Origin of the sequence: Zhongshania aliphaticivorans (assembly GCF_001586255.1) — a bacterium.
GTDB classification, from domain to species: Bacteria; Pseudomonadota; Gammaproteobacteria; order Pseudomonadales; family Spongiibacteraceae; genus Spongiibacter; species Spongiibacter aliphaticivorans.
The window spans coordinates 123,766-147,448 of the sequence record NZ_CP014544.1; the positions used below are offsets into that span (position 1 = coordinate 123,766).

Below are 23,683 nucleotides of genomic sequence, written 5' to 3' on the forward strand. Positions count from 1 at the left end.
TCACCACTTAATTTGGAGATTGTAATATGGCCAGTGTACTCAGCGTTTTCGCATTTATTTTATTAGTGTTAGTTGTCTTTTATCGGCGTGTGTCAGCACACAGTGGTGCAGTAGTCATAGCCTTGGGGTGGCTACTGTTAGGCTTGAGTAGCCCGATATTTCTGCACCCCCTGAGTCTTTTAATACTCTTTGCTGTCTTAGCCGTGCTGTTGTTTAAGCCACTGCGGGTACGAGTTTTATCTGCCCCAGCGATGGCCGCACTCAAAAAAATGATGCCTCCCATGAGCGACACCGAGCGTGAAGCGCTGGATGCCGGCACCACGTGGTGGGAGAAAGAGCTCTTTTCTGGCCGACCTGATTGGGCTGTGTTTGAAGACATTGAACTGTCTGAACTCAGCGCTGAAGAGCAGGCTTTTATCGACGGCGAAACTGAGGCCCTGTGCGCCATGCTGTCGGACTGGAAAATTCATCACGAGACCAAAGATTTGCCCCCAGAGGTTTGGCAATTCATTAAAGACAAAGGCTTTTTGGGGCTGATTATTCCCCCTGCTTACGGTGGCTTAGGCTTTAGTCCTTATGCCCAAAGCCGGGTGGTAAGTAAAATTGCGAGTCGCTCAACCGTGGCGGCGGTGACTGTAATGGTGCCCAATTCGTTGGGGCCGGGTGAATTACTGCTGAAATACGGCAGTGAGGAACAAAAAGATTTTTGGTTGCCGCGCTTAGCCAAGGGTGAAGAATTACCTTGTTTTGGCCTTACCAGCCCTGAAGCCGGTTCGGACGCCGGTGCTATTCCCGATACCGGCGTAGTCTGCGAACAAGATTACGAAGGCAAGCGGGTGCTCGGCGTTAAATTAAACTTCTCTAAACGCTGGATTACCCTCGCGCCGGTTGCCACGGTGGTGGGGCTGGCCTTTAGGCTTAGCGACCCCGACGGACTGATCGGCGATGAGGTCGAGCGCGGTATTAGCTGTGCCTTGGTGCCCGCGACCTTGCCGGGGGTGGAAATTGGTCGGCGTCATAATCCTGGCTCAGCCTTTATGAATGGCCCAATTACCGGTGTCGATGTGTTTATTCCCATGGACATGCTGATTGGTGGCCAAGAATACATTGGTCAAGGCTGGCGGATGTTGGTGGAATGTTTGGGCGCTGGCCGTGGGGTGTCGCTGCCAGCGCTGTCGACGGCAGGCGGTGAAATGGGCTATCTGCTGGTGGGCGCCTTTGCCCGTATCCGTCGCCAGTTTGGAATTTCTGTTGGTAAGTTTGAAGGGGTGCAAGAGGCCAGCGCCGAGATTGCGGCGTCGGCGTATATGCTTGAGGCCTATCGCGCCCTCGTTACCCGCGCGCTAGACGATGGCGCCCCGTCGGTGTTGACCGCCATGGCAAAATACCACGCCACTGAAAAGCTGCGGGGCGTCGTTAATCACAGCATGGATATTCTTGGTGGTCGCGGTATTCAAATGGGGCCGCGCAATTTTATGGCCTTGGTCTACCAAACTGTGCCAATTGCCATCACGGTTGAAGGCGCGAATATTCTGACGCGGTCCATGATTATCTTTGGTCAGGGCGCAATGCGCTGTCACCCCTATTTAGCCGATGAATTAGCGGCGCTCAGTGATGAGTCTGCAGACGCCTTGCCGCGTTTTGATGCTTTGTTAATGGGCCATCTTGGCCACACTGCCGAGGTGTTTAGTCGCGGGATTTTACAGGGTCTTAGCGGTGGCTTTTTGGGCAAACCCAAATGCGGTAATAGCGAATTGTCGGCACGCTGGTATCGTCATATCAATCGCTACAGCGCCGTATTTGCGGCGAGCGCGGATATTGCGCTACTGACCTTGGGTGGCGATTTGAAACGCCGCGAATTATTGTCGGCGCGTTTGGGTGATGTGCACAGCCAGTTGGTGATTGCCTGTGCGTTGCTTAAGTTTCACGACGCCCAAACTCCAGATGAAGCTAATGAGCTACACGCAGAATATGCCTTAAAGCAGTGCTTTATTGCAATGAACACGGCCTTGGCGGCGTTTTATCGCAATCTGCCTATTAGAGGCTTGGGTGCAATATTAAAGGCGGTGTTTTTCCCTTGGGGGCTGCCGCAGTGGACGCCGTCAGACGACGAGATTCGTGCGCTGGGTGAGTTAATTATGCAGCCGAGTTCGGTGCGCAATTTATTGGCGGACAAGGTTTATATCAGTGCTGATCCGCACGATGCCCAGGGCCGAATTCATTACACTTACCAGCTTTTGGTCGCAGTAGAAAAAGATTACGAACATTTTCTTAGCCTAGACAAGCAGGGCGATTTAGCTGGCGATTCTACCGCGGAGAAAGTGGCCAGTGCAGTGGCAAGTGGTGCTTTTAATCAAGCGCAGGCCGATGCCATTATTGCCTATGATGACTGCCGCTATGACAGTTTATTAACGGACGCTTTTGATCCGACATTGGCCGATATCGATGTTCGTCCACTTCGGCCAGAGTGCTAGCCTCAGTGAAAAAAATCTTTACCGATCCTAATTTAAGCTTGGTTGCCAATGCCGCAAATGTTTTAGCAGTGGCAGGGCTGACAACGGAATTGCGCAATGCCTATGCTGGCGGTGCTAGCGGTGGTTTGGCCTTTACCGATGTGTGGCCAGAACTGTGGGTGGCCACTTACAGTGTCGCTGCGGCAGAGGCGCTATTGGCCGATTTAAGCAAAGATGACGATCGTGAATGGCAGTGCCCACGCTGTAAAGAACACAATGGCGTCAGTTTTAAACTGTGTTGGCAGTGCGGTTCGCCGCAAAGCTAAGGGCTTTTTGTGACGGAAGTGGTGAATATTTGGGTAAATAGGCTCTAGTGGAAATTGCCTATCATCATCGCCATAAACTTGCGGTATAGTATTGCCCTGTTTACATGATTTTGAGCAGATGAATTAGTGGGACGGCTGTCTACCTCTGTTGCGTGAGGGCGCCAGCATTCTTATGGGGCCTTTTAGGCCCCTTTTTTTATGCCCGCAAACATCTTTGCGATGTTTACAGCTGGCTAATATCCCGCACCGCACCCTTGTCAGCACTGGTTACCATTTTAGCGTAAGCCTTTAAGGCAGCAGATACTTTGCGTGGGCGTTCTTTCACGGGCTTCCAGCCGTCGGCGCCTTTGGCGTCCATGGCTTTGCGGCGTTTATTAAGCTCGGCTTCGTCTACCAGTACATTGATGCCGCGGTTAGGTATGTCGATACGGATAATATCGCCTTGCTCAACCAGGCCAATTGCGCCGCCGGCAGCGGCTTCGGGTGAAGCGTGACCAATAGACAGGCCAGAAGTACCGCCCGAGAAACGGCCGTCGGTGAGGAGCGCGCAGACCTTACCCAAACCCTTAGACTTAATATAACTCGTAGGATAGAGCATTTCCTGCATACCGGGGCCACCCTTGGGGCCTTCGTAGCGCACAATAACCACGTCGCCCGCTTTTACGCGGTCATTTAAGATATCGTCTACCGCGCCTTCTTGGCTTTCGCAGATATGGGCTGGGCCTTCAAATACCAGAATGCTTTCATCTACGCCCGACGTTTTTACCACACAGCCGTCTACCGCAATATTGCCATAGAGTACGGCCAAGCCGCCTTCTAGTGAGAAGGCGTGCTCTAGATTGCGGATACAGCCGTTTTCACGGTCGGCGTCCAGTGAACTCCAGCGGGTGTCTTGGCTGAACGCGGTTTGGGTGGGAATACCCGCCGGGCCAGCTTTAAAGAAGTTCTTCACCGCGTCGTTATCGGTGCTCATGATGTCCCACTGGGCCAAGGCCGCAGCCATAGTGCTGGCGTGTACAGTTGGCAGGCTCGTATCCAATAATTCGGCGCGATCAAGTTCACCTAATATCGCCATGACGCCACCAGCGCGGTGAACGTCTTCCATATGATACAGCGGCGTATTCGGTGCAACCTTGCACAGCTGGGGGACTTTTCGCGACAGCGCGTCGATATCTTTAAGCGTGAAATCCAGCTCAGCTTCCTGCGCGGCGGCCAATAAATGCAATATAGTATTGGTGGAGCCGCCCATGGCAATGTCTAGCGCCATGGCATTGCTGAAGGCACTGTAGGAGGCGATATTGCGGGGCAGTACGCTGTAATCGTCTTCTTCGTAATGCCGACGAGATAATTCAACAATTCGGCGACCTGCTTCTAAAAACAGTTTTTTGCGGTCAGCGTGGGTGGCCAGCATTGAACCGTTGCCAGGCAAGGACAGACCTAGCGCCTCAGTCAGACAGTTCATCGAGTTGGCGGTAAACATGCCCGAGCAGGAGCCACACGTTGGGCAGGCTGAGCGCTCGTATTCAGCGACCTTCTCATCGGAAGCGCTGTCGTCGACCGCGATGACCATGGCGTCGACTAAATCGAGTTTATGCTCAGACAGCTTGGTTTTACCCGCTTCCATGGGGCCACCGGACACAAATATTACGGGAATATTTAGGCGCAGGGCCGCATTGAGCATGCCGGGGGTGATTTTGTCGCAGTTTGAGATACACACCATAGCGTCGGCGCAGTGGGCATTGACCATATATTCCACGGAGTCGGCAATAATGTCGCGACTCGGCAGGCTGTAGAGCATGCCGTCGTGGCCCATGGCAATCCCGTCATCAACGGCAATGGTATTAAATTCTTTGGCGACGCCGCCAGCTTCTTCAATTTCGCGGGCAACCAACTGTCCCATGTCCTTGAGGTGGACGTGACCGGGTACAAATTGAGTGAAGGAGTTCACTACCGCAATAATCGGCTTTTCAAAGTCGCCGTCTTTCATGCCGGTGGCGCGCCACAGTGCGCGGGCACCCGCCATATTGCGGCCAGCGGTGGTAGTCTTAGAGCGATATACAGGCATAGTGTTCCTCGTGCGCGGTCGCTGAGTAGTATTTTGAACGTTTGCTATTGGGCCGCAGTTTAACACAGAGCGCGGCGCCTTCGTATGCGGTAAATGTGGTGTCCGCGATAAGGCGCGCAGGTGTCTATACTCGTGTCTATGAGTATGATGCAGTCTTATAACAGTAACGAGGCTTTTTGAATGGATGATGCTTTAGACGCAGTCGTTAGCGTAGCGCCGAATTGGCTGGGCCAGTGGGGGCCGTTTGCGGTGGTGATGGGCTTATTATTCGCCACCTGGCTTTTCACCCGCAAGGTGTTTGCGGTGCAGAAAAGTCATGGCGCTGACACGCGTTATCGGGAGCAGGGCACGCGCTTGGCCTTTCGGCTGAGTGGCTTGCTGCTGGCAATAAGCACGATTCCAATGAACGGTGAGCTGCGCGGCCAACTCTTGAGTTTGGTGGGTTTGTTAATGAGTGCCGCGATCGCGCTGTCGTCGACTTCGGTGATGGGCAATTTAATGGCGGGCTTTATGCTGCGCACGGTGAATAGTTTCCGGGCTGGCGATTATATTGAGTTTCGCGGTGAGTTGGGGCGGGTGTCGCAGCGCGGTTTACTGCATGTGGAATTTCAGAATGAAACCAGCGAGCTAGTCACGGTACCTAATTTGTTGCTGGTGCAAGAGCCCTACAATGTGGTGCGGGCATCGGGCACGGTGGTGTCGGCAGAGGTGTCGCTGGGTTATGACGTTGACCGACGTGATATCGAAACGGCCCTGTTGAGCGCAATTGAAGCGGCAGAATTGGAAAATGGTTTTGTCCAAATTCGCAATCTTGGTGATTTCTCGGTGAATTATCGCGCCAGTGGCTGGCTTAAAGAAGCGGCATTACTGGTCAGCGCGCGCTCGCGTTTGCGCGGCAAAATACTAGACGCACTGCATGATGCGGGCATCGAAATCGTGTCGCCGAACTTTATGAATCAGCGACCATTGCCTGCAGATTTAAAATTTATTCCTAAGCGTAAAGTGACGCGGCAACCAGACGAGGATCGCAGTGGGCACGCTGAAGAGATCTTGTTCAGCAAAGCCGAGGTGGCCAGCGCCGTCGAGCAATTACAGGGCAAAATTAAAAAGCTCAAAGACCAGTTGAACGCCGAGCCGGTTGAGGGCGAGGAGGCGCCTGATCGCGATGAACTAAAGACGGCCCTCGGTCTGTTGACCGAGGAGCTTGAGCAGGCGCGGGAATTGGCCAAGGCGGAAGTCGCACGGGATAAGGGCAACCACGAAGAGGAAGATGAAAGCACTGACGAGCCAGCTCAGGCAGAAGAGCAGCCGCCCAAGCTTAAGACTTAGGGCTCAGGCCGTGCTGCTTTAACCAGGCTGTTAGCGCGAGTCCGGTGCCCATTGGCCAGGGTTTGATCTCGGCTGGCGGCACTATTTTATAGTCATCAAGTTCGTGATTGAGCTTGATCTCGCCAGCAGCGCGCACATGGTAGGCAATAATCACCTGATTTTGCTGGGCAAAAGGGTAGGCGCCAATTAGCGTGGTTTCTAGCGCATGGAGGTTTAGCTCTTCCATGGTTTCTCTGCGAGCGCATTCTTCGGGGTCTTCGCCCGCTTCGAGAAAGCCAGTAATAATAGAGTAAAAACTTTTTGGCCAATTGACGTTGTGGGCCATCACCACGCCGCCCTCAACCTCCACAATCATAGCAATCACGGGCACGGGATTGTTCCACAGCACAAAACCACATTGGGTGTCTGGGCAGCCTTTGCGAATCTCACTGTCGATTAATAGCTCGGCGATGGGGCTGGCGCATTGGGGACAAAAATTCATAGTGGCCTCTATTTTATTGGTGTTCAGCCTGTGATTTTGCCACAGACTGGCTATATGCGACTATGCTGCAATGAGCTTAATTTAGAGGGTGATGCACTGTGGATTTAAACCTGAGTAATAGAATTGCGCTGGTCACTGGTAGCAATCGCGGTACTGGTGAGTGTATAGCGGCCACCTTGGCGAATGAGGGGGCTTGCGTGGTATTTCATAGCAATGAAGAGGGTCTCGCTCAGCTTGCTGCCGATAAACTCCCCAATGCTTGTGCGGTGTGGGGTGATATCAGTAGCGATGAAGGCTGCGAGCAAGTTTTGAGGCAAACCAAGGAGCTGGTGGGCGAGGTTGATATTTTAGTAAACAACTATGGCACAGCATCAGCAGGTAAGTGGGCGATTAGCACCAGTCACGATTGGCTGGATATGTATCAGAAAAATGTTTTGTCGGCGGCGCGATTAATACAGGGCTTGGTACCGGCAATGAAAGCGAAAGGCTGGGGGCGAATCGTTCAGCTTGGCACCATCGGCAGCCACCAACCCAATAGTATTATGCCGCATTATTACGCCGCTAAAGGTGCCTTGGCGACCATGAGCGTAAGTCTAACCAAGGAGTTGAGTCATACTGGTATTACCGTAAATACCATTTCGCCTGGCTATATTCGCACCGCCGAATTGGAAGCGGGTTTTCGCCGCAGAGCGGAGAAGAAAGGCTGGGGGGATAACTGGGGTGATATTGTGAAGCAAATTGTGGCCAGCGAGTACCCGAACCCCTGTGGCCGTATTGCTGAACGTCAGGAAGTGGCCGATTTAGTGGCGTTTATCTGCAGTGAGCGTGCGGGGTTTATCAATGGCCAAAATATTCGGATAGATGGTGGCGCTGTTTGCTATGTGTAGGGTGTCGTCGTGCAGGCTTAGCCGCTCGCCATGCGAATATGGCGGGCAACCGCGACGCGATTTCGGCCAAGCTGCTTTGCTTGGTACATGGCGTGATCAGCTTCTTCCGTAAAATAATTGGGCGACATGCCGCGCAGTGGCACGGCGACATAAATGCCGGCGCTGACAGTGATGACCTTTGCCGATGTGGATTTTTTGTGGGGTATGGCCAGCTGCTCAATGTTTAATCTAACGGCCTCAACATGTTTTAAAAATGTTGCTTCATTTGAGTCGCTTGCCGATAGCACCACAAATTCTTCGCCACCATAGCGTGCACAGATGTCGGCCTCGCGACTGAAATGCTGATTTATTTGCTCCGCCACGAGGCGCAGCGCCCGGTCACCCGCGTTATGCCCATAGTAATCGTTGTATTGCTTGAAATAATCAATGTCAAAAAAAGCTAAGCTAAGCGGAATTTGATAGCGTTGGTGGAAGGCACAGAGACGAGTAAGTTCTCGGTCAAAAAAGCGACGATTATAAAGTGTGGTTAAGAAATCGTGAGAGGCCAATTCATCAAGTTGTTGATTTTTTCTTTTTAGGAGTAAATTTTGTTGCTCAATTTTCTCTTGGTAGTGGATACGCTCATTTATATTGTGTAGTACACCAATAATATGGGTTAGCGTTCCACTTTCATCTAAAACTGGCGAGATACTCAGTTCGTGCCAAAAGTAATCGCCAGATTTGGTCTGGGATTTTCTAATGCACTGAATACTCTTTCCTGCAGTTATGGCCTTAACAATTTCGTCTTCAGTAACGGGCGTATTTTTACTTAGGCGTTCCAATAAATTATATTTGTGATTAATGATTGACGCATTATCAAAGCCGATAAGTTTTTCAAAAGCTCGGTTTCCATAAATAATTCGATCTGGCTTGTTGTCGTGCCTTACGGTGGCAATGATAACCCCTTCCGAAGTGGCTGACAGGGCTGCAGAGAGCAATTCTTTTTCGATCATCGTAATAACCTATACAGTACTTGCGCGGCGAGAGATTTGCGTTGGTGATGATAGATTCTTATTTTTAAAGAAGCATCTCCAGTTCCCGATGCCAGTGCACAACTAATGAAGGAAGACTTTAAACCTAACGGTTTACTTATGTCATAACGATGCGTATTTTCCGATATTGTTATGAACATTGCGGGCGACAGCTTGATCTAATAGCTCACATCGATTTTTAAAGTGTCTTGCCTGTATTGCGCGAAAAGAGCTTAAGCGTTTAAGAATTCGCTGAGGATGCTGTCTATCAATTCAAAGCCGCGTGCGCTGGGACGTATTAGGTGATTTTGTTCTTGCAGTAAACCTTGCTGCTGCAGCTTGGCTAAGATTGCATCGATGGTTTGGCTGCTCTGGCCCGTGCGCTCGCTAAATAATTGCCGAGTAAACCCCTGTTCTAAACGCAATGCGTTCATCATAAACTCAAGTGCTAAATCCTCTGTCGCGACGGGTTCACGCTTGCTCGTGCGGGAAGGCTGGCGCTGCAAATAATCCTCTGGCTTGCGGGTTTTCTGGTAGCGGTAAATATCGCCATTCGCGTGACTGATCTTGCCGTGGGCACCAGCACCAAGGGCGAGGTAATCACCAAATTGCCAGTAATTAAGATTGTGACGAGATTGGTGACCGGCCTTGGCGTAGGCCGATACTTCGTAGCGCGCAAATCCAGCGTCGTTCAGCAGCGACAAGCCCGCTGCCTGCATGCGATGCATTTCAGTCTCTAATGGCAGGCTGGGTGGCCGTTTAAAAAATTCGGTGTTGGCTTCGATGGTGAGTTGATACCAGCTGATATGAGGCGCGCCTGCCGATATGGCGATTTCCAAATCCTGCATGGCTTCAGCTTGGCTTTGCTCGTTGAGACCGTGCATTAAATCGACATTAAAATTGCTAAAGCCCGCATGCTGGGCGCAGGCAATGGCGCGTCGAGCATCATCGCTATTGTGAATGCGGCCGAGCTTGTTTAATTGTGCTGGGTCAAAGCTTTGCACGCCAATAGAAAGTCGGTTGATGCCGAGGGAATGATAACCCTCAAAACGACCTTGTTCCAAAGTGCCTGGATTCGCTTCCAGGGTGATTTCAATGTCGCGGGCAAAGCGTAAATGTTTTTGTAAGCCCTTAAACAAGGTTTCGTATGCCGTGGCACTGAACAAACTCGGTGTGCCACCGCCAATAAATATGCTTTGCAGCTCGCGACCTTGAATAAGATCTAAATCCTGCTCCAGATCTTCCAACATCGCAGCGATGTACGCTTGCTCGGGTAAGTCGCCTTTGCGCTCGTGCGAGTTAAAATCGCAATAGGGGCACTTGCGCACGCACCAGGGAATGTGGACGTAAAGTGATAAGGGTATTGCCTTTGATTGCGACGATTCGGTGCTAAGGGGGCTTGATAGGGAATCGTTCATAATCGGGCTTTACTTGTGATGGTCTGCTGCGGCCTGCAAGTTTAGCATTATTCATGGGCTGTTGTTATTGAGGTTAATCTCTACGCCCTAGGCTAGCTGTCGTGCTGTGCTTTGTGCGTTAAAGCAACATCGAGTTAATCAATTACCTGAACGTCGACATGGAGCAGGCCCGATGCGGTATTGCCTATCTCAGCAAAGGCCGACTTGGAAAGATCAATTATCCGCCCGCGCACAAATGGTCCTCGGTCATTAATTTTGACCACAACACTTTGGCCGGTTTTCTGGTTTGTGACTTTAACGTAGCTGCCCAATGGCAGGGTTCTATGGGCCGCGGTTTTTAGCTCGTGTCGGTACCGCTCCCCGCTTGCGGTTTTTTGATTGTGGTGTCTATCGCCATAAAAAGAGGCTAGGCCTGATTCGAAGATCGCGGGGGCTTCCTCTACGACGAGTACCACCTCTTCCTCAACTTTGCCTTCCTCCTGCGGCAATGAAGAACACCCCGTCAAGGCGAGCAGCAATATGAACATTGCGCAGGCGATTAAAACGTTGTGGCCGCTCGGGGCGCGACTACGCCACGGCGCTATCTGGCCAAGCCGGTTGTTTAATGTTTTGGACAAAAATAACACCCCTGTGACACTTCGTATTTGTGCTCGCGCATTAATCGATCCTTGGAATTGGGAATAGTTCCAAGGGGGAATAACAGGCTGTAAAGCCATTGCTTGTTGTAGTACTCCGCTGCGCTGAAGGGGATTGGGCTGCAGCCTCTAGCTAATGCTTCGTTGCCGGGATAGGCTCCTGCCTCCGCAGGAGCGACGATTTAGTCGTAATTCAGCATGCCCTGAAAATATCGTCTTACCTGCGCAGGCAGGTATCCATGTGAGCGACAGCGAATGCCCCTGCATCAGACATCAGACTTGTTTCTCCCGTTACTTGCTGCAGTGCTCCGCTGAAGGAAGTTGGGTGCCAGCATCTAACTAGTACTTCGTTGTGGGGATAGGCTCCTGCCTCCGCAGGAGCGACGATTTAGAAGTATTCCACTCGGGCTGAGAGTGTCGTCTTACCTGCGCAGGCAGGTAAGCATATGAGCTTAGCGAATGCCCCTGCGTCAGACCTCAGACCTGCTTTTCCCATTACTTGCTGCAGTGCTCCGCTGAAGGAAGTTGGGTGCCAGCATCTAACTAGTACTTCGTTGTGGGGATAGGCTCCTGCCTCCGCAGGAGCGACGATTTAGTCGTATTTCAGCATGCCCTGAAAATATCGTCTTACCTGCGCAGGCAGGCAAGCATATGAGCGTAGCGAATGCCCCTGCGTCAGACATCCGACGTCAGACCTCAGGCCAGTTTTTCCCGTTGCTTGCTGCAGTGCTCCGCTGAAGGAAGTTGGGTGCCAGCATCTAACTAGTACTTCGTTGTGGGGATAGGCTCCTGCCTCCGCAGGAGCGACGATTTAGAAGTATTCCACTCTGGCTGAAAGTGTCGTCTTACCTGCGCAGGCAGGTAACCATATGAGCGACAGCGAATGCTTTTAGCGAGGACTGTCTGAGCCGAAGACGAGTTTCGCAGTGATGCCGTTGGTTTTTTTGAAAAAACAGCTTAACCGCTTTAGGCGCTGTCAGGCACCCGGAGGGTGGGGCCCTTAGTGCCGAGTAGCTAAGTCGCCCAGCGAGGAGGTGCCAAACGCTGAGCTTAACTCAACCCCAACTTGTCCCAAATATCATCAATTTTCTGAATAACGGCTGGGTCTTTCACAATCGGCCGCCCCCATTCACGGGTGGTTTCACCACCCATCTTATTGGTGGCATCCATCCCCATTTTTGAGCCAAGGCCAGAGACCGGCGAGGCAAAGTCGAGGTAGTCGATGGGGGTATTTTCCACCAACACGGTGTCCCGCGCGGGGTCCATGCGGGTGGTAATGGCCCAGATGACATCGTTCCAGTCGCGGGCGTTGACGTCGTCGTCGCACACAATCACAAACTTGGTGTACATGAATTGGCGCAAAAACGACCACACCCCAAACATCACGCGTTTGGCGTGGCCGGGGTATTGTTTCTTAATGGTGACTACGGCCATGCGGTAGGAGCAACCTTCTGGCGGCAGATAGAAATCCACGATTTCGGGAAACTGGCGCTGCAACAGCGGCACTAATACTTCGTTTAACGCGACGCCGAGCACTGCGGGTTCATCGGGTGGCCGACCGGTGTAGGTGCTATGGTAAATCGGTTGTTTACGGTGAGTGATATGGGTCACGGTAAATACCGGGAAGCTATCGACTTCATTGTAGTAGCCGGTGTGGTCGCCATAGGGGCCTTCGTCGGCCATCTCTGTTGGGTCGATATAACCTTCTAAAATAAACTCCGCACTGGCGGGTACGTTTAGATCGTTGCTTAGGCTGGTAGTGAGTTCAGTTTTGCTGCCGCGCAATAAACCGGCAAAGGCGTATTCGCTGAGGCTGTCTGGCACTGGTGTTACTGCGCCGAGGGTGGTCGCTGGGTCGGCGCCAAGGGCAACCGAAACTGGAAACCTTTCGCCGGGGTGGGCCTGTTTAAATTCTTGGAAATCGAGGGCGCCACCACGATGGGACAGCCAGCGCATAATCAGCTTGTTTTTGCCAATTAATTGCATGCGGTAAATGCCCAGATTCTGGCGTTCTTTGTTTGGGCCACGGGTAATGACCAGCGGCCAGGTAATGAGCGGCGCGGCATCGTCGGGCCAGCAGGTTTGAATTGGCAGGGTGTTAAGGTCGACCGCATCGCCTTCAATCACGCATTGTTGGCAGGCGGCGCCATTCACCATTTTAGGGCCCATATTCAATACTTGCTTGAATACCGGCAGTTTGCTCCAGGCGTCGCGCAGCCCCTTTGGCGGATCGGGTTGGCGCAGAAACGCGAGTAGCTCGCCGACTTCGTGCAGGGCTTTGATGTCGTCCTTGCCCATGCCCATGGCCACCCGTTTTTCGGTGCCGAATAAATTCGCCAGTACCGGAATGTTATAACCAATGGGATTTTCAAACAGTAGCGCAGGGCCACCGGCGCGCAATACCCGATCGCAAATCTCAGTCATTTCGAGAATGGGGTCAACGGGGTGTTTGATGCGCTTTAGCTCGCCCTTGGCTTCGAGGTCGGCAATGAATTCTCTGAGGTCTTTATACATAGCAGGCGTTACGCTGGATGGGAGACGGGAGAGGCAAGGTCAAAATATTAGGCGCGGCAGGCGCCGCGCTAATTAAGCCCAAGTGTAAATCTTGACGGGTATTTAGGGTTTTGCTTTTAAGCATCTCCCGTCTCCCGTCAAGCATTCGGCACTACTTACGCTTCATTGAATCAAAAAACTCGGCATTGGTCTTGGTGTCTTTGAGCTTGTCGATCAAGAACTCAATCGCTGCGGTGTCTTCCATGCCGTGCAGTAATTTACGCAGTATCCACATTCTGGCCAGTTCTTCTTCGCCGGTGAGGAGTTCTTCGCGGCGAGTACCTGAGCGGCGGATGTTAATGGCGGGGTAGACGCGCTTCTCGGCGATTTTACGATCCAAGTGCAGCTCGTTGTTACCGGTGCCTTTAAATTCTTCGTAGATGACTTCGTCCATTTTGGAGCCGGTGTCGATCAGCGCGGTGGCGATGATTGACAGGCTGCCGCCTTCTTCGACATTACGCGCGGCGCCAAAGAAGCGCTTGGGGCGTTCTAGAGCGTGAGCGTCAACACCACCGGTGAGGACCTTGCCGGAGCTCGGGACAATGGTGTTGTAGGCGCGGGCCAAACGGGTAACGGAGTCGAGGAGGATGACCACGTCGCGTTTGTGTTCAACCAGGCGCTTAGCTTTTTCGATAACCATTTCGGCCACTTGTACGTGGCGGGCTGGTGGCTCGTCAAAGGTCGAGGCGACAACTTCGGCGCCGCGCACACCAACCGAGCGCTGCATTTCAGTTACTTCTTCTGGGCGTTCGTCGATCAGTAAAACGATGACGTAACACTCTGGGTTGTTGCGGATAATGCTCGCGGCAATATTCTGCAGCATCAAGGTCTTACCCGCTTTTGGCGGTGCGACGATTAGGCCGCGCTGGCCTTTGCCGATTGGTGCAGCGAGGTCAATGATGCGACCAGTTAAATCTTCGGTAGAGCCGGTGCCCAGTTCTAGGGTCAGGCGCTCATTGGGGAACAGTGGGGTCAGGTTTTCAAACAGGACTTTGTTCTTGGACTGTTCGGGGCGGGCAAAATTGACTTCGTCGACTTTCAGCAGAGCGAAGTAGCGCTCGCCTTCTTTTGGTGGTCGAATTTTGCCGGCAATGCTGTCGCCAGTGCGCAAGTTAAAGCGTCTGATCTGGCTGGGTGAAACATATATATCATCGGGTCCGGCGAGGTAAGAGCAGTCGGCGGAGCGCAGGAAGCCGAAGCCGTCTTGCAGGATTTCTAATACGCCGTCGCCATGGATGTCTTCACCGCTTTTAGCGTGGCGCTTAAGTATGGAGAAGATGATGTCCTGCTTGCGCGAACGGGAGACATTGTCTAGGCCAATTTCTTTGGCGATGTCGAGTAATTCTTGTGCTGGTTTGGTTTTTAGATCGGTAAGATTCATAGGTATATGGGTTTAGTGGTATCAATTAGACGAGATATGAGCGAGACGCAGGAACGGCAGAATCGGAAAGCCGAAACGAACTCGACGTGTATAGCAGGAGCGAAAATAAGGTTAATTATTGGGTATTCTTTGAAGGATCGTCAGCACTCTATCATTGAAAGCCAGAGGCGTCTAGTATTTAAATTCAGTAAAATCGCGCGGCGCTAGGGCGCCGCGCGATTTTGAATCACAGTGCCGCGTTAATAAAATCGAGCAGCTGAGTTTTAGACAGTGCGCCGACCTTAGTCGCTTCGGCGTTGCCGCCTTTGAAAATAATCAGTGTAGGAATGCCGCGTACGCTGAATTTCTGTGGCGTGTCGCTATTGGCATCAACATCGATTTTGCAGATCTTGATCTTACCGGCGAATTCAACCGCCACTTCTTCCAATACCGGGGCGATCATTTTGCAGGGACCACACCACTCTGCCCAGAAATCGACCAGTACAGGTACGTCTGACTTCAGCACGTCTTCTTCAAAGCTGCTGTCGGTGACGTGAACGATGTTGTCGCTCATGTTATTTCTCCGATTACACATCATAAAATTTAGGATGTGCGATGATAGCACAGGATTTAGACGGAAGTGAAAACAGACAGGGGTGTAAATTTGACGGCAGCTTCATATATTGCAGCAATTGATATGGGCTCTAATAGCTTTCATTTATTGATTGGCCAAATTCGGCATGGAGCATGGCGGTCCTGCTATAAGACCGAGCGTAAGGTGCAGCTGGCGGCGGGGAATTCTGGCGGATTTTTGCAGGCCGACGCACAAATGCGAGCATTGGCCTGTTTGGCGGAGTTTAAACAAATACTGGGGGGCTACGATCCTATGCCCCTGCATATTGTGGCCACGGCTTCGCTGCGCGGCATGGCGAATGCGGCGTCATTTTGTCGGCAAGTGCAGAGCTTGTTAGGGGTAATGCCAGAGATTGTCAGTGGTGAGCTAGAGGCCGAGTTGGTTTATCTCGGGGTCGGCAACGAGGCTGGCGATGGCGCACAATTGGTGGTCGATATAGGTGGTGGCAGTACTGAATTGGCGTTTGGTCACGGCCCGCGTATGGCGCGGGGACGCAGTGTGGGGGTGGGCTGCCTGAGCTATTTGCGTTATTTTCCCGAGGGGCGCTTAGGTCGAGCCGACTTTAACGCGGCGCTGGGTGCCGCGCGAGTGGAATTTGAGCGCGCCGCCGCGGAACTCGCGCTGCCACCCGGCGTTGCGGTTGTCGGTTGCTCGGGAACATTATTGGCCGTTGAGCAGGTGCTTATTGCCCGGCGTGGTCATTCAGCGGGAATTTACCGAGATGATTTGCGGCACTTGGTGGCAGATTTGCAGTCCTTTACACGTGTGGAGTCGGTATTTTTTGCTGGGCTACCCGAAGATCGGCAGTCTATTTTTGCCTCTGGATTAGCCATTGTACTAGCTCTTTTTGAGGCATTAAATATTGATGAGATGGCGGTTTCTGAGCGCGGTCTGCGCGAAGGAATTCTTGAACGCAGTGTTAATGCTGGGGTGGTGTCGACTGCGTCAGTAGAGATCAAGCATAAAGGAGAATAGGTATGAAAAAAGTAGCGTTATTGTTAGCCGGTTGCGGCGTGTATGACGGTTCCGAAATTTACGAGAGCGTGCTGACTATGCTGTCGCTAGAAAATCACGATGCGAGTTACCAGTGTTTTGCGCCAGATATAGAGCAAATGCATGTTATTAACCACTTCAGTGGCGAAGTGGCCGAAGGTGAGCGCCGCAATGTGCTGGTGGAGTCGGCGCGCTTGGCGCGGGGGCGGGTGAAAAACCTGAATGAGGCAAATATCGCAGATTTTGATGCTGTTATTGTGCCCGGTGGCTTTGGGGTGGCCAAAAACTTGTCTGACTTCGCCGTTAACGGCGCTGAAATGAATGTGCTGCCTGAGGTGCTTGGCTTTATACAGGCAATGCATGGCGCGGCGAAGCCGGTTGGGCTAATTTGTATTGCGCCGACCATGGCCGCGCGCATTTTTGGTTCGGGCGTAAAGTGCACTATTGGCAGTGATGCTGATACGGCGGCAGCGATTACAGCCATGGGCGGTAATCATCAGGTGTGCGCAGTTGACGAGGTTTGTATTGATAAAGACATGAAGCTGGTGACCACCCCGGCCTATATGGTGGCGGGCAGTATCGCCGAGGCGGCCAGAGGTATTAACCGCTGCGTTAAGGAAGTACTGAGTCTGGCCTGAAAGGCGAATTAAAACCGCGTTTTAAACTAAGGCGCGGTTTTAGGCGGGGTATAATGGCCAGAAACCCACAGTTGTGAGCTCTTTTAATTGCCGTGACGTGTTGAGCGTCGGAGTTTAAATCTTATTTATGCCCCGTTTTTTCTACAGTGTTTTTTTCTATTTAATCCTGCCTTTGGTGCTGGTGCGATTGCTGTGGCGGGCGTCGCGGGCGCCTGCCTACCGGCACCGGATCGCCGAGCGTTTTGGGTTTTTTAAGCCCCCTGCGCATACCGGTGGTTTGTGGGTGCATGCGGTGTCGGTGGGTGAAAGTATTGCGGCGGCGCCCCTGATTAATTATTTTTTGGCTCAGCACCCCCATTTGCCGGTGGTGGTTACCACCATGACCCCCACTGGCTCGGACCGGGTGCAGGCCATGTTTGGTGATCGGGTTTTTCATGTTTATGCACCCTACGATTTACCTGATGCGATTGCCCGGTTTTTAAACCGGATTCAACCCCGCACGGCAGTGATCATGGAAACCGAAATTTGGCCGAATATGGTCTGCCAGACCGAGGCTCGAGGGATTCCGGTGATTCTCGCCAATGCTCGTCTGTCGGCGCGCTCGGCTCGGGGATACGGTCGTATTGGCAGTTTGAGTCGAGACGTATTTTCGCGGTTTAGTCAGGTCGTGGCACAAAGCGCCGCTGATGGTTCACGGTTTGCCGCGCTGGGTGTTCCTGAGGCCAATTTGACGGTGTCGGGTAGTATTAAATTCGATTTAGCTATTCCCACAGAATTACAAACGCAGGCGAGCGAACTGCGCAGTCATTGGCTGGGTGATCGCCCAGTGTGGATCGCCGCCAGCACCCATGCTGGCGAGGATGAAGTGCTGCTCGCCGCTCACCGGGCGTTATTGGCGCAACACCCCGACGCTGTGCTTATTCTTGTGCCTCGCCACCCTGAGCGTTTTCCAAAGGTGGCCGAGTTGATTGCCAGCAGCGATTTGAACTTTGAACGCCGCAGCGCGAGTCTAGCCAGTGCTGCCGCTGCCCCTGTGGCGAGCACTACATCGGTTATTTTAGGCGACACCATGGGCGAGTTGCTGCTGCTATTAGGCTGCGCAGATATTGCCTTTGTCGGCGGCAGTTTAATCGACCATGGCGGTCATAATACCTTGGAGCCTGCGGCTTGGGGTTTGCCGGTGGTGACTGGGCTAAGTGACTTCAATTTTTCTGAAATCAGTGCGTTGCTAGAGGCGGCGGGTGGCTTGCAAAAGATTGATGGCGACAGGGCGCTGGCTGAGGTGTTGCAGACTTTGTTTGCCAAGCCCCTTTGCCGTCAGCGGCAGGGCGCGGCGGCAAAGGCGGTGGTAGATAATAATCGCGGCGCCTTGCAGCGCTTGCTCGCGATTATTGAAGGCTATCTTAAGGATTAACGCTGGTGGCGGGAGAGCGGTCGCTTAGCGAGACCGATTCCGATGCCTGTAACCATTTATTGAAATAAAGAATGTCGGCGGGGCTTAAGGTGCCGGCATTTAATTTCAACTTCAGCACGTTCACAACGTAATCATAACGAGCATTTGTGTAGTCGCGCATTGCAGCGTAGAGCCTGCGCTGAGCGTCTAACACGTCGACGATATTACGCGTGCCCACCTCGTAACCTGCTTCCGTTGCGTCAAGGGCGCTGCGCGTAGAAATAATGTTTTGATGACGTGCATTAACCGTCTGTACATTAGTATAGACCGCAATATGCTGGGCGCGGGTGCCGGTAATGACTTGGCGCTGGGTGGCCTGGGCATTGTAATTGGCGGCATTGTACTGCTCGTAAGCTTGGCGGCGACCGGCGCTGATGCCGCCACCAGCAAACAGTGGCATGGTCAGCGTAATACGCAGCGCTTCTGATTCGGTGTACGCGTCTGGTGGCGTTGAAAATGTGCTGCTTGGCATATAGCGGGTAGTGCCATCCAGGTCTTCCTTGCTGGCGGTAAAGCTGCCAGTAATCTTGGGTAGGTGACCCATTTTCTTGGCTTGCGCAGACTGGTAGGCCGACGCGGCACCTGCGGTAGAAACTTTCAGTAATTTATTGTTGGCGAGGGCAAAGTCCACCCACTCGGCACGATCCAGAGGTTCGGGCATAGTAATAGGGAAATCAGACTTCAGCGACCACAAATTATTGTGTTCTTGTCCTGTCAGGCTGCTGAGATTCGCTCGGGCAATCGCCAAGTTGCCTTCAAAACCTAGACGCTGCGCTACCGTGCTGTCGTACACCGCGCGGGCTTCGTGAACGTCGGTAATCGCGATCAGGCCAACATCAAAGCGTTGCTGGGTTTGCTCGAATTGACGTTTGGCGGCACGCTCTTCGGCTTTGGAGGCGTCTAAGTTCTCGCGACCGCGCAGCACATTAAAATAGGCTTCGGAAACCCGTATGATTAATTGCTGTTGCTCGTAGGCTAACTGGGCCTCCGCTTGCTCAGAGATCTTTTTACCGGCGCGGAAGGTAAACCAAGCAGGTAGATCAAATAAAGCTTGATTCAAGGAAACAGAATAAGATTCTGTTTCGCTATCGGTAGATGTCTGTTGGTTAATCGTGGTCGGGCTGGCACCTGGCGTAGAAGAAAAATCAACACTTTTACTTTCGCGGTCGGTCTCCGCGTCTTGGTAATACGCTTGGGCGGTGACCTGCGGCAGCAGTGCTGCGCGACCGAGTTTCTCTGTTTCAATATTGGCGCGGTAGCTCGCTTCCGCTGATTTGAGCTGGGGATCGTTTTTTACCGCTAGCTCGTAAACATCGAGTAAGGTGTCGGCGAATATGGATTGGCTGGTGAATAGCGCCGCGATAGAAACATTGAGAAGATGACGTTTGGCAATCATAGAGTTAACCTGTGCTCCAGTGCGGGAGGTTTAGATAGCCAAGGAGTGTACCAAACTCCAGCTGATTGAGAATGAATATTAACTAAAGTTATGGTTTAGACGGCTAAATATCGGGAGAAGTGTGAGTAGTCAACGCTATCAAATTGATCTCAGCGGCCACTTGGCCGATTGCGAACTGAATTTTCGGCGCTTGCGGCAGCTATTGCCCGCCGACGCCGAGGCGGGGGATTGTCTGCGTTTTGGGGTGGCGGCCAATATGGTTGAACTGCTAGTCAAAGAGCGTGCACCTTACACCACGATGCTCGAACTGCGGTTACACAAACCATTGTTGCTTGGGCTGCCAGTGCCCTCTTTGCAGGTGCGGGTCTACCACGACGCTAAATTGGCCGAGGTGATGGGTGCTAGCGGTTTGCGCCCACTAAAACCGCGCTATGCCTACCCCAATGCGGGCATGTTGCAGCGCGATGAAAAAGCTCAGCAAAACACGTATTTGGGCGAGTGGTTGAGTCTGTGCTTAGCGTTGGGGCATTCGCTGGAGAACCCGCTGAATCTTCTCGAAATATGATAGCGGCCGCGAAATTTACTGGTGCTGGCAAGGGTCATACCGTATAAATCAAGCAATAGATAATGAGGTAACGGTGAAATTGCCTGTTCAGTCTAACAAGGCGCCGCTCTGTGTGGTGCAAATTAGCGATTGTCATCTGGGTGCTGAGCTCGGCGACTCACTGCTTGGTATGGATACCGACAATAGCCTAGAGGCAGTTCTTCAGGCAGTGGCCGAGGAGTGCCCAGAAATAGATGTGCTAGTCGCCTCCGGTGATTTGGCCGCCCACGGTGATGCCAGCGCCTACCAGCGTTTGGCTGCGCGCTTGAAGGGAATGGCAAAGCAAATAGTGTGGCTGCCGGGCAATCATGACAATAGCGAACTGATGCAGAATATTGTCGGTGCCCAGTGGATGCCGAGTCGTATTGAATTGGGCGACTGGCAGCTGGTATTTTTAAATTCAGCTGTGCCGGGGCAGGTCTGCGGTAATTTGGCCGCCGATCAATTAGCGATCTTGGCCGACGCTGCGCGCTTTGATCGCCCCACGCTTGTATTTGTACACCATCATTTACAGCCGGTCGGTTGTGCTTGGCTTGACGAGCAGCAGATTGCAAATGCCGACGCGGTGTTTGCCGCAATTGCCAATAAAGATCAATTTAAAGCTATTGTTTGCGGTCACGTTCACCAGCAGTCAGAGCAATTGTTTCAAAATATTGGTTTGCTAAGCACACCCTCGACCTGTGTTCAGTTCGCGCCTAACAGTGCCAATTTTGCTTTGGATGATTGCAATCCAGCTTATCGCCGGTTTTGGCTGGGGGATAAACGTGAGTTTCAGACGAGAGTGTCGCGGGTAAAAGGTGTAATATTCGCGGTTGATAATTCGGCTCGTGGTTACGAATGACGGCATCGCTAATTTATATTCATGGCTTTTTATCGTCACCGCTCTCAACCAAGGCTCAGCAGCTGGGTGAATTTGTTGCCGCCCGGTATCCGAGTATTGACTATATTGTTCCCGGTTTGTCGAATAACCCCGGTGAAGCGTGTCAGCAAGTTGATCGCCTAGTGCAAGATTGCCTGCGACAGCGTGCGGGGCCTCTGGGTTTGGTCGGTAGCTCCCTCGGCGGATTTTTGGCCACAGTAATGGCTGAACGCTATGATTTGTCTGCGGTCTTGATCAACCCAGCGGTTGAGCCACATAATTTTGCCGAACATTTTATTGGTGCGCATCGCAACCCTTATACAGCTGTGGACTTTAGTCTCACAATGGGCGATATCGACGCGCTTCGCAATATGGGCGTGGTGCCTCACGCCAGCCGCTACTGGGTGTTGGTACAGGAGGCGGATGAAGTATTAGATTACCGCCTTGCCCTCGATTTTTATCGTGGTAGCAAAATGACCGTGGAGGCGGGTGGCGATCACAGCTTTCAGGGCTTTGACCGCCATTTAGAGGCCGTGGTGAATTTTTTGCAGTTGGTGTAATGCCACTGCAAAGTAAATAGTTGAGGATCGTTGCCCTATTGGCGACGGCGTTTTATTACATAATTAGATAATGCGGCCCTGCCGCTAAAATGGTTTCAAATGTCACAATATGATGCTCAGTCCATTGAAGTCCTTACCGGTTTAGAGCCTGTTCGCAAGCGGCCGGGAATGTACACCGATACCACTCGGCCAAATCATCTTGCTCAAGAAGTGATCGATAACAGCGTCGATGAGGCGCTGGCCGGGCACGCCAAAGAAGTCACGGTTACGCTCTACAATGACGGTTCCCTGAGTTGCGCCGACGACGGGCGCGGCATGCCGGTGGATATTCACAAAGAACAGGGCTTGCCGGGGGTGGAGGTCATTATGTGTACCCTGCACGCTGGGGGTAAGTTCTCAAATGACAATTATCAATTCTCTGGTGGTTTGCACGGGGTAGGGGTGTCGGTTGTTAACGCCCTGTCTAGCTCTCTTGAAATTGTTATTAAACGCGACGGCCAAGTGCATCAAATGTTCTTTGCTGACGGCGACAAGGCGTCAGAGCTGGCGGTGATTGATAGCTGCGGCAAGCGCAATACCGGCACTTATATTCGCTTCACTCCTAATCCCAAGTATTTCGACACCGCTAAATTCTCGGTTCGGCGCCTCAAGCATGTGCTGCGCGCGAAGGCAGTTTTATGCCCGGGCCTGAAGGTTATCTTTGTCGATGAGACGGGTGCCGAGAGTGAAGAGTGGTATTACGAAGATGGCCTGCGTGACTACCTGGCCAGCCATACTCGCGAGTATGACACGCTGCCAGCAGAGCCGTTTATCGGTCATTTTAGCGGCCGCTCTGAAGCGGTAGATTGGGCGGTGCAGTGGTTGCCCGAGGGCGGCGAGCCGCTAGCTGAGTCGTATGTAAATTTGATTCCCACGGCGCAGGGCGGCACCCATGTGAATGGCTTGCGCAGCGGTCTGCTCGACGCCATGCGCGAGTTTTGTGAATTTCGCAGCTTGATTCCCCGTGGCGTCAAACTCGCGCCTGACGACATTTGGGAAAAATGCAGCTATGTGTTGTCGTCTAAATTGGCCGACCCGCAGTTTTCAGGGCAGACCAAGGAGCGTTTAAGCTCGCGAGAAGCCGCCGCCTTTGTCTCAGGGGTCGCCAAAGACGCCTTTAGCCTGTGGCTAAACCAGCATACTGAAGATGCTGAAAAGCTTGCTGAACTGTGCATAAACAATGCCCAGTCGCGTATGCGCAAAGCCAAAAAAGTAGTACGTAAAAAAGTCTCGGCGGGTCCCGCATTGCCCGGTAAATTGGCAGACTGCTCCGGTGGTGATATTGAGCGCTCAGAGCTGTTTCTGGTTGAGGGTGATTCGGCGGGTGGCTCGGCCAAGCAAGCGCGAGACCGTCAGTTTCAGGCGATACTGCCCCTGCGCGGTAAAATTTTGAATACTTGGGAGGTCGAATCTCAGCAGATATTAGCCTCACAGGAAGTCCACGATATTTCCGTGGCCATGGGCATCGACCCCGACTCAAATGACCTTAGCGGCCTGCGTTACAATAAAATCTGCGTGCTTGCCGATGCGGACTCAGACGGACTGCACATTGCCACTTTGTTGTGCGCGCTGTTTTTGCGGCACTTTAGACCATTAGTTGAGAAGGGGCATGTTTATATCGCCATGCCACCGCTATACCGTATTGACCTTGGTAAAGACGTATTTTATGCGCTGGATAATGCCGAGAAGCAGGGCATTATGGATCGTCTCGAAGCTGAAAATAAGCGCGGCAAAATATCGGTCACCCGCTTTAAAGGCTTGGGTGAAATGAATCCGCTGCAATTGCGCGAGACGGTTATGGATCCCAATACGCGACGTTTGGTGCGATTGTCGATAGAAGACGGCGACGAGACCGATGGCCTGATGGACATGCTCTTGTCTAAAAAACGGGCGCCAGACCGCAAGAGTTGGCTTGAAACCAGCGGCGATGAAGCAGAGGTTTTACTGTGATTGTCGCTTTTGAAATTTGCGGAACGGAATGAGTCATTTT

The 23,683-nt window shown here is 52.4% G+C and carries 20 protein-coding genes; 11 read left to right on the plus strand and 9 right to left on the minus strand.

Going from position 1 to position 23,683, the window contains the following annotated elements; translation table 11 throughout:
* Positions 1-26 precede the first annotated feature (26 nt).
* Both AZF00_RS00615 and AZF00_RS00620 read left to right on the plus strand, forming a co-directional pair.
* A complete protein-coding gene (locus AZF00_RS00615; protein WP_008253328.1) occupies positions 27-2,474 on the plus strand; it encodes an acyl-CoA dehydrogenase in 2,448 nt (815 codons plus the stop codon).
* A 5-nt stretch (positions 2,475-2,479) separates the two neighbouring features.
* Entirely contained in the window at positions 2,480-2,779 is a 300-nt protein-coding gene (locus AZF00_RS00620) for a putative signal transducing protein (RefSeq protein ID WP_008253329.1), read from the plus strand.
* A gap of 223 nt (positions 2,780-3,002) precedes the next feature.
* On the opposite strand, the gene ilvD is transcribed toward AZF00_RS00620, so the two are convergent.
* Positions 3,003-4,844: a dihydroxy-acid dehydratase gene (gene ilvD / locus AZF00_RS00625; protein ID WP_008253330.1), complete on the minus strand. Its 1,842-nt coding sequence runs from the start codon at positions 4,842-4,844 to the stop codon at positions 3,003-3,005.
* Positions 4,845-5,024: 180 nt separating this feature from the next.
* Between ilvD and AZF00_RS00630 the strand changes: the two genes are divergently transcribed.
* A complete protein-coding gene (locus AZF00_RS00630; RefSeq protein ID WP_062382365.1) occupies positions 5,025-6,173 on the plus strand; it encodes a mechanosensitive ion channel family protein in 1,149 nt (382 codons plus the stop codon).
* Here AZF00_RS00630 and AZF00_RS00635 read toward each other — a convergent pair.
* The gene (locus AZF00_RS00635) at positions 6,163-6,654 is read right to left on the minus strand and encodes an NUDIX domain-containing protein (protein WP_062382367.1); all 492 of its coding nucleotides are present in this window, start codon (positions 6,652-6,654) and stop codon (positions 6,163-6,165) included. The genes AZF00_RS00630 and AZF00_RS00635 overlap by 11 nt on opposite strands.
* Positions 6,655-6,752: 98 nt before the next feature.
* Here AZF00_RS00635 and AZF00_RS00640 point away from each other — a divergent pair, with 98 nt between their 5' ends.
* Positions 6,753-7,541, plus strand: a complete 789-nt coding sequence (locus AZF00_RS00640) for an SDR family NAD(P)-dependent oxidoreductase (RefSeq protein WP_062382370.1) — start codon at positions 6,753-6,755, stop codon at positions 7,539-7,541.
* Between the two features lie 17 nt (positions 7,542-7,558).
* Here the strand turns inward: AZF00_RS00640 and AZF00_RS00645 are convergent, their stop codons facing one another.
* The 6 genes from AZF00_RS00645 to trxA all read right to left on the minus strand — a co-directional run bounded on the left by AZF00_RS00645 (position 7,559) and on the right by trxA (position 15,091).
* A complete protein-coding gene (locus tag AZF00_RS00645) occupies positions 7,559-8,533 on the minus strand; it encodes a GGDEF domain-containing protein (RefSeq protein ID WP_008253335.1) in 975 nt (324 codons plus the stop codon).
* 251 nt (positions 8,534-8,784) lie between these two features.
* On the minus strand, positions 8,785-9,969 hold the full coding sequence (hemW, locus tag AZF00_RS00650; protein WP_062382373.1) for a radical SAM family heme chaperone HemW: 1,185 nt from the start codon (positions 9,967-9,969) through the stop codon (positions 8,785-8,787).
* Between the two features lie 134 nt (positions 9,970-10,103).
* Positions 10,104-10,586: a septal ring lytic transglycosylase RlpA family protein gene (locus AZF00_RS00655; protein ID WP_231856175.1), complete on the minus strand. Its 483-nt coding sequence runs from the start codon at positions 10,584-10,586 to the stop codon at positions 10,104-10,106.
* Positions 10,587-11,654: 1,068 nt separating this feature from the next.
* On the minus strand, positions 11,655-13,118 hold the full coding sequence (ubiD, locus tag AZF00_RS00660; protein ID WP_008253341.1) for a 4-hydroxy-3-polyprenylbenzoate decarboxylase: 1,464 nt from the start codon (positions 13,116-13,118) through the stop codon (positions 11,655-11,657).
* 151 nt (positions 13,119-13,269) lie between these two features.
* Positions 13,270-14,538, minus strand: coding sequence for a transcription termination factor Rho (gene rho, locus AZF00_RS00665; protein ID WP_008253345.1), 1,269 nt, complete (start codon positions 14,536-14,538; stop codon positions 13,270-13,272).
* Between the two features lie 226 nt (positions 14,539-14,764).
* Complete coding sequence (gene trxA / locus AZF00_RS00670) at positions 14,765-15,091, minus strand: thioredoxin TrxA (RefSeq protein ID WP_008253347.1); 327 nt, start codon at positions 15,089-15,091, stop codon at positions 14,765-14,767.
* Positions 15,092-15,181: 90 nt separating this feature from the next.
* On the opposite strand from trxA, the gene AZF00_RS00675 reads away from it, so the two are divergent.
* From AZF00_RS00675 to waaA, 3 genes are all read left to right on the plus strand, one after another.
* Positions 15,182-16,126, plus strand: a complete 945-nt coding sequence (locus AZF00_RS00675) for a Ppx/GppA phosphatase family protein (RefSeq protein WP_156474827.1) — start codon at positions 15,182-15,184, stop codon at positions 16,124-16,126.
* Between the two features lie 2 nt (positions 16,127-16,128).
* Positions 16,129-16,782, plus strand: a complete 654-nt coding sequence (gene elbB / locus AZF00_RS00680) for an isoprenoid biosynthesis glyoxalase ElbB (protein ID WP_008253352.1) — start codon at positions 16,129-16,131, stop codon at positions 16,780-16,782.
* 127 nt (positions 16,783-16,909) lie between these two features.
* On the plus strand, positions 16,910-18,196 hold the full coding sequence (gene waaA, locus AZF00_RS00685; RefSeq protein ID WP_062382378.1) for a lipid IV(A) 3-deoxy-D-manno-octulosonic acid transferase: 1,287 nt from the start codon (positions 16,910-16,912) through the stop codon (positions 18,194-18,196).
* Here the strand turns inward: waaA and AZF00_RS00690 are convergent.
* Positions 18,186-19,631: a TolC family outer membrane protein gene (locus tag AZF00_RS00690; RefSeq protein WP_008253354.1), complete on the minus strand. Its 1,446-nt coding sequence runs from the start codon at positions 19,629-19,631 to the stop codon at positions 18,186-18,188. The genes waaA and AZF00_RS00690 overlap by 11 nt on opposite strands.
* Positions 19,632-19,752: 121 nt before the next feature.
* On the opposite strand from AZF00_RS00690, the gene AZF00_RS00695 reads away from it, so the two are divergent.
* From AZF00_RS00695 to parE, 4 genes are all read left to right on the plus strand, one after another.
* Positions 19,753-20,196, plus strand: a complete 444-nt coding sequence (locus tag AZF00_RS00695) for a DUF1249 domain-containing protein (RefSeq protein WP_008253355.1) — start codon at positions 19,753-19,755, stop codon at positions 20,194-20,196.
* Positions 20,197-20,269: 73 nt separating this feature from the next.
* Positions 20,270-21,076 (plus strand): 3',5'-cyclic-AMP phosphodiesterase, encoded by an 807-nt coding sequence (gene cpdA / locus AZF00_RS00700; RefSeq protein ID WP_062382381.1) that lies wholly within the window; start codon positions 20,270-20,272, stop codon positions 21,074-21,076.
* Complete coding sequence (locus tag AZF00_RS00705; RefSeq protein ID WP_008253361.1) at positions 21,073-21,654, plus strand: YqiA/YcfP family alpha/beta fold hydrolase; 582 nt, start codon at positions 21,073-21,075, stop codon at positions 21,652-21,654. Before cpdA ends, AZF00_RS00705 begins: the two co-directional genes overlap by 4 nt.
* Before the next feature lie 99 nt (positions 21,655-21,753).
* Entirely contained in the window at positions 21,754-23,643 is a 1,890-nt protein-coding gene (gene parE / locus AZF00_RS00710) for a DNA topoisomerase IV subunit B (protein WP_008253363.1), read from the plus strand.
* The last annotated feature ends 40 nt before the right edge of the window (positions 23,644-23,683 follow it).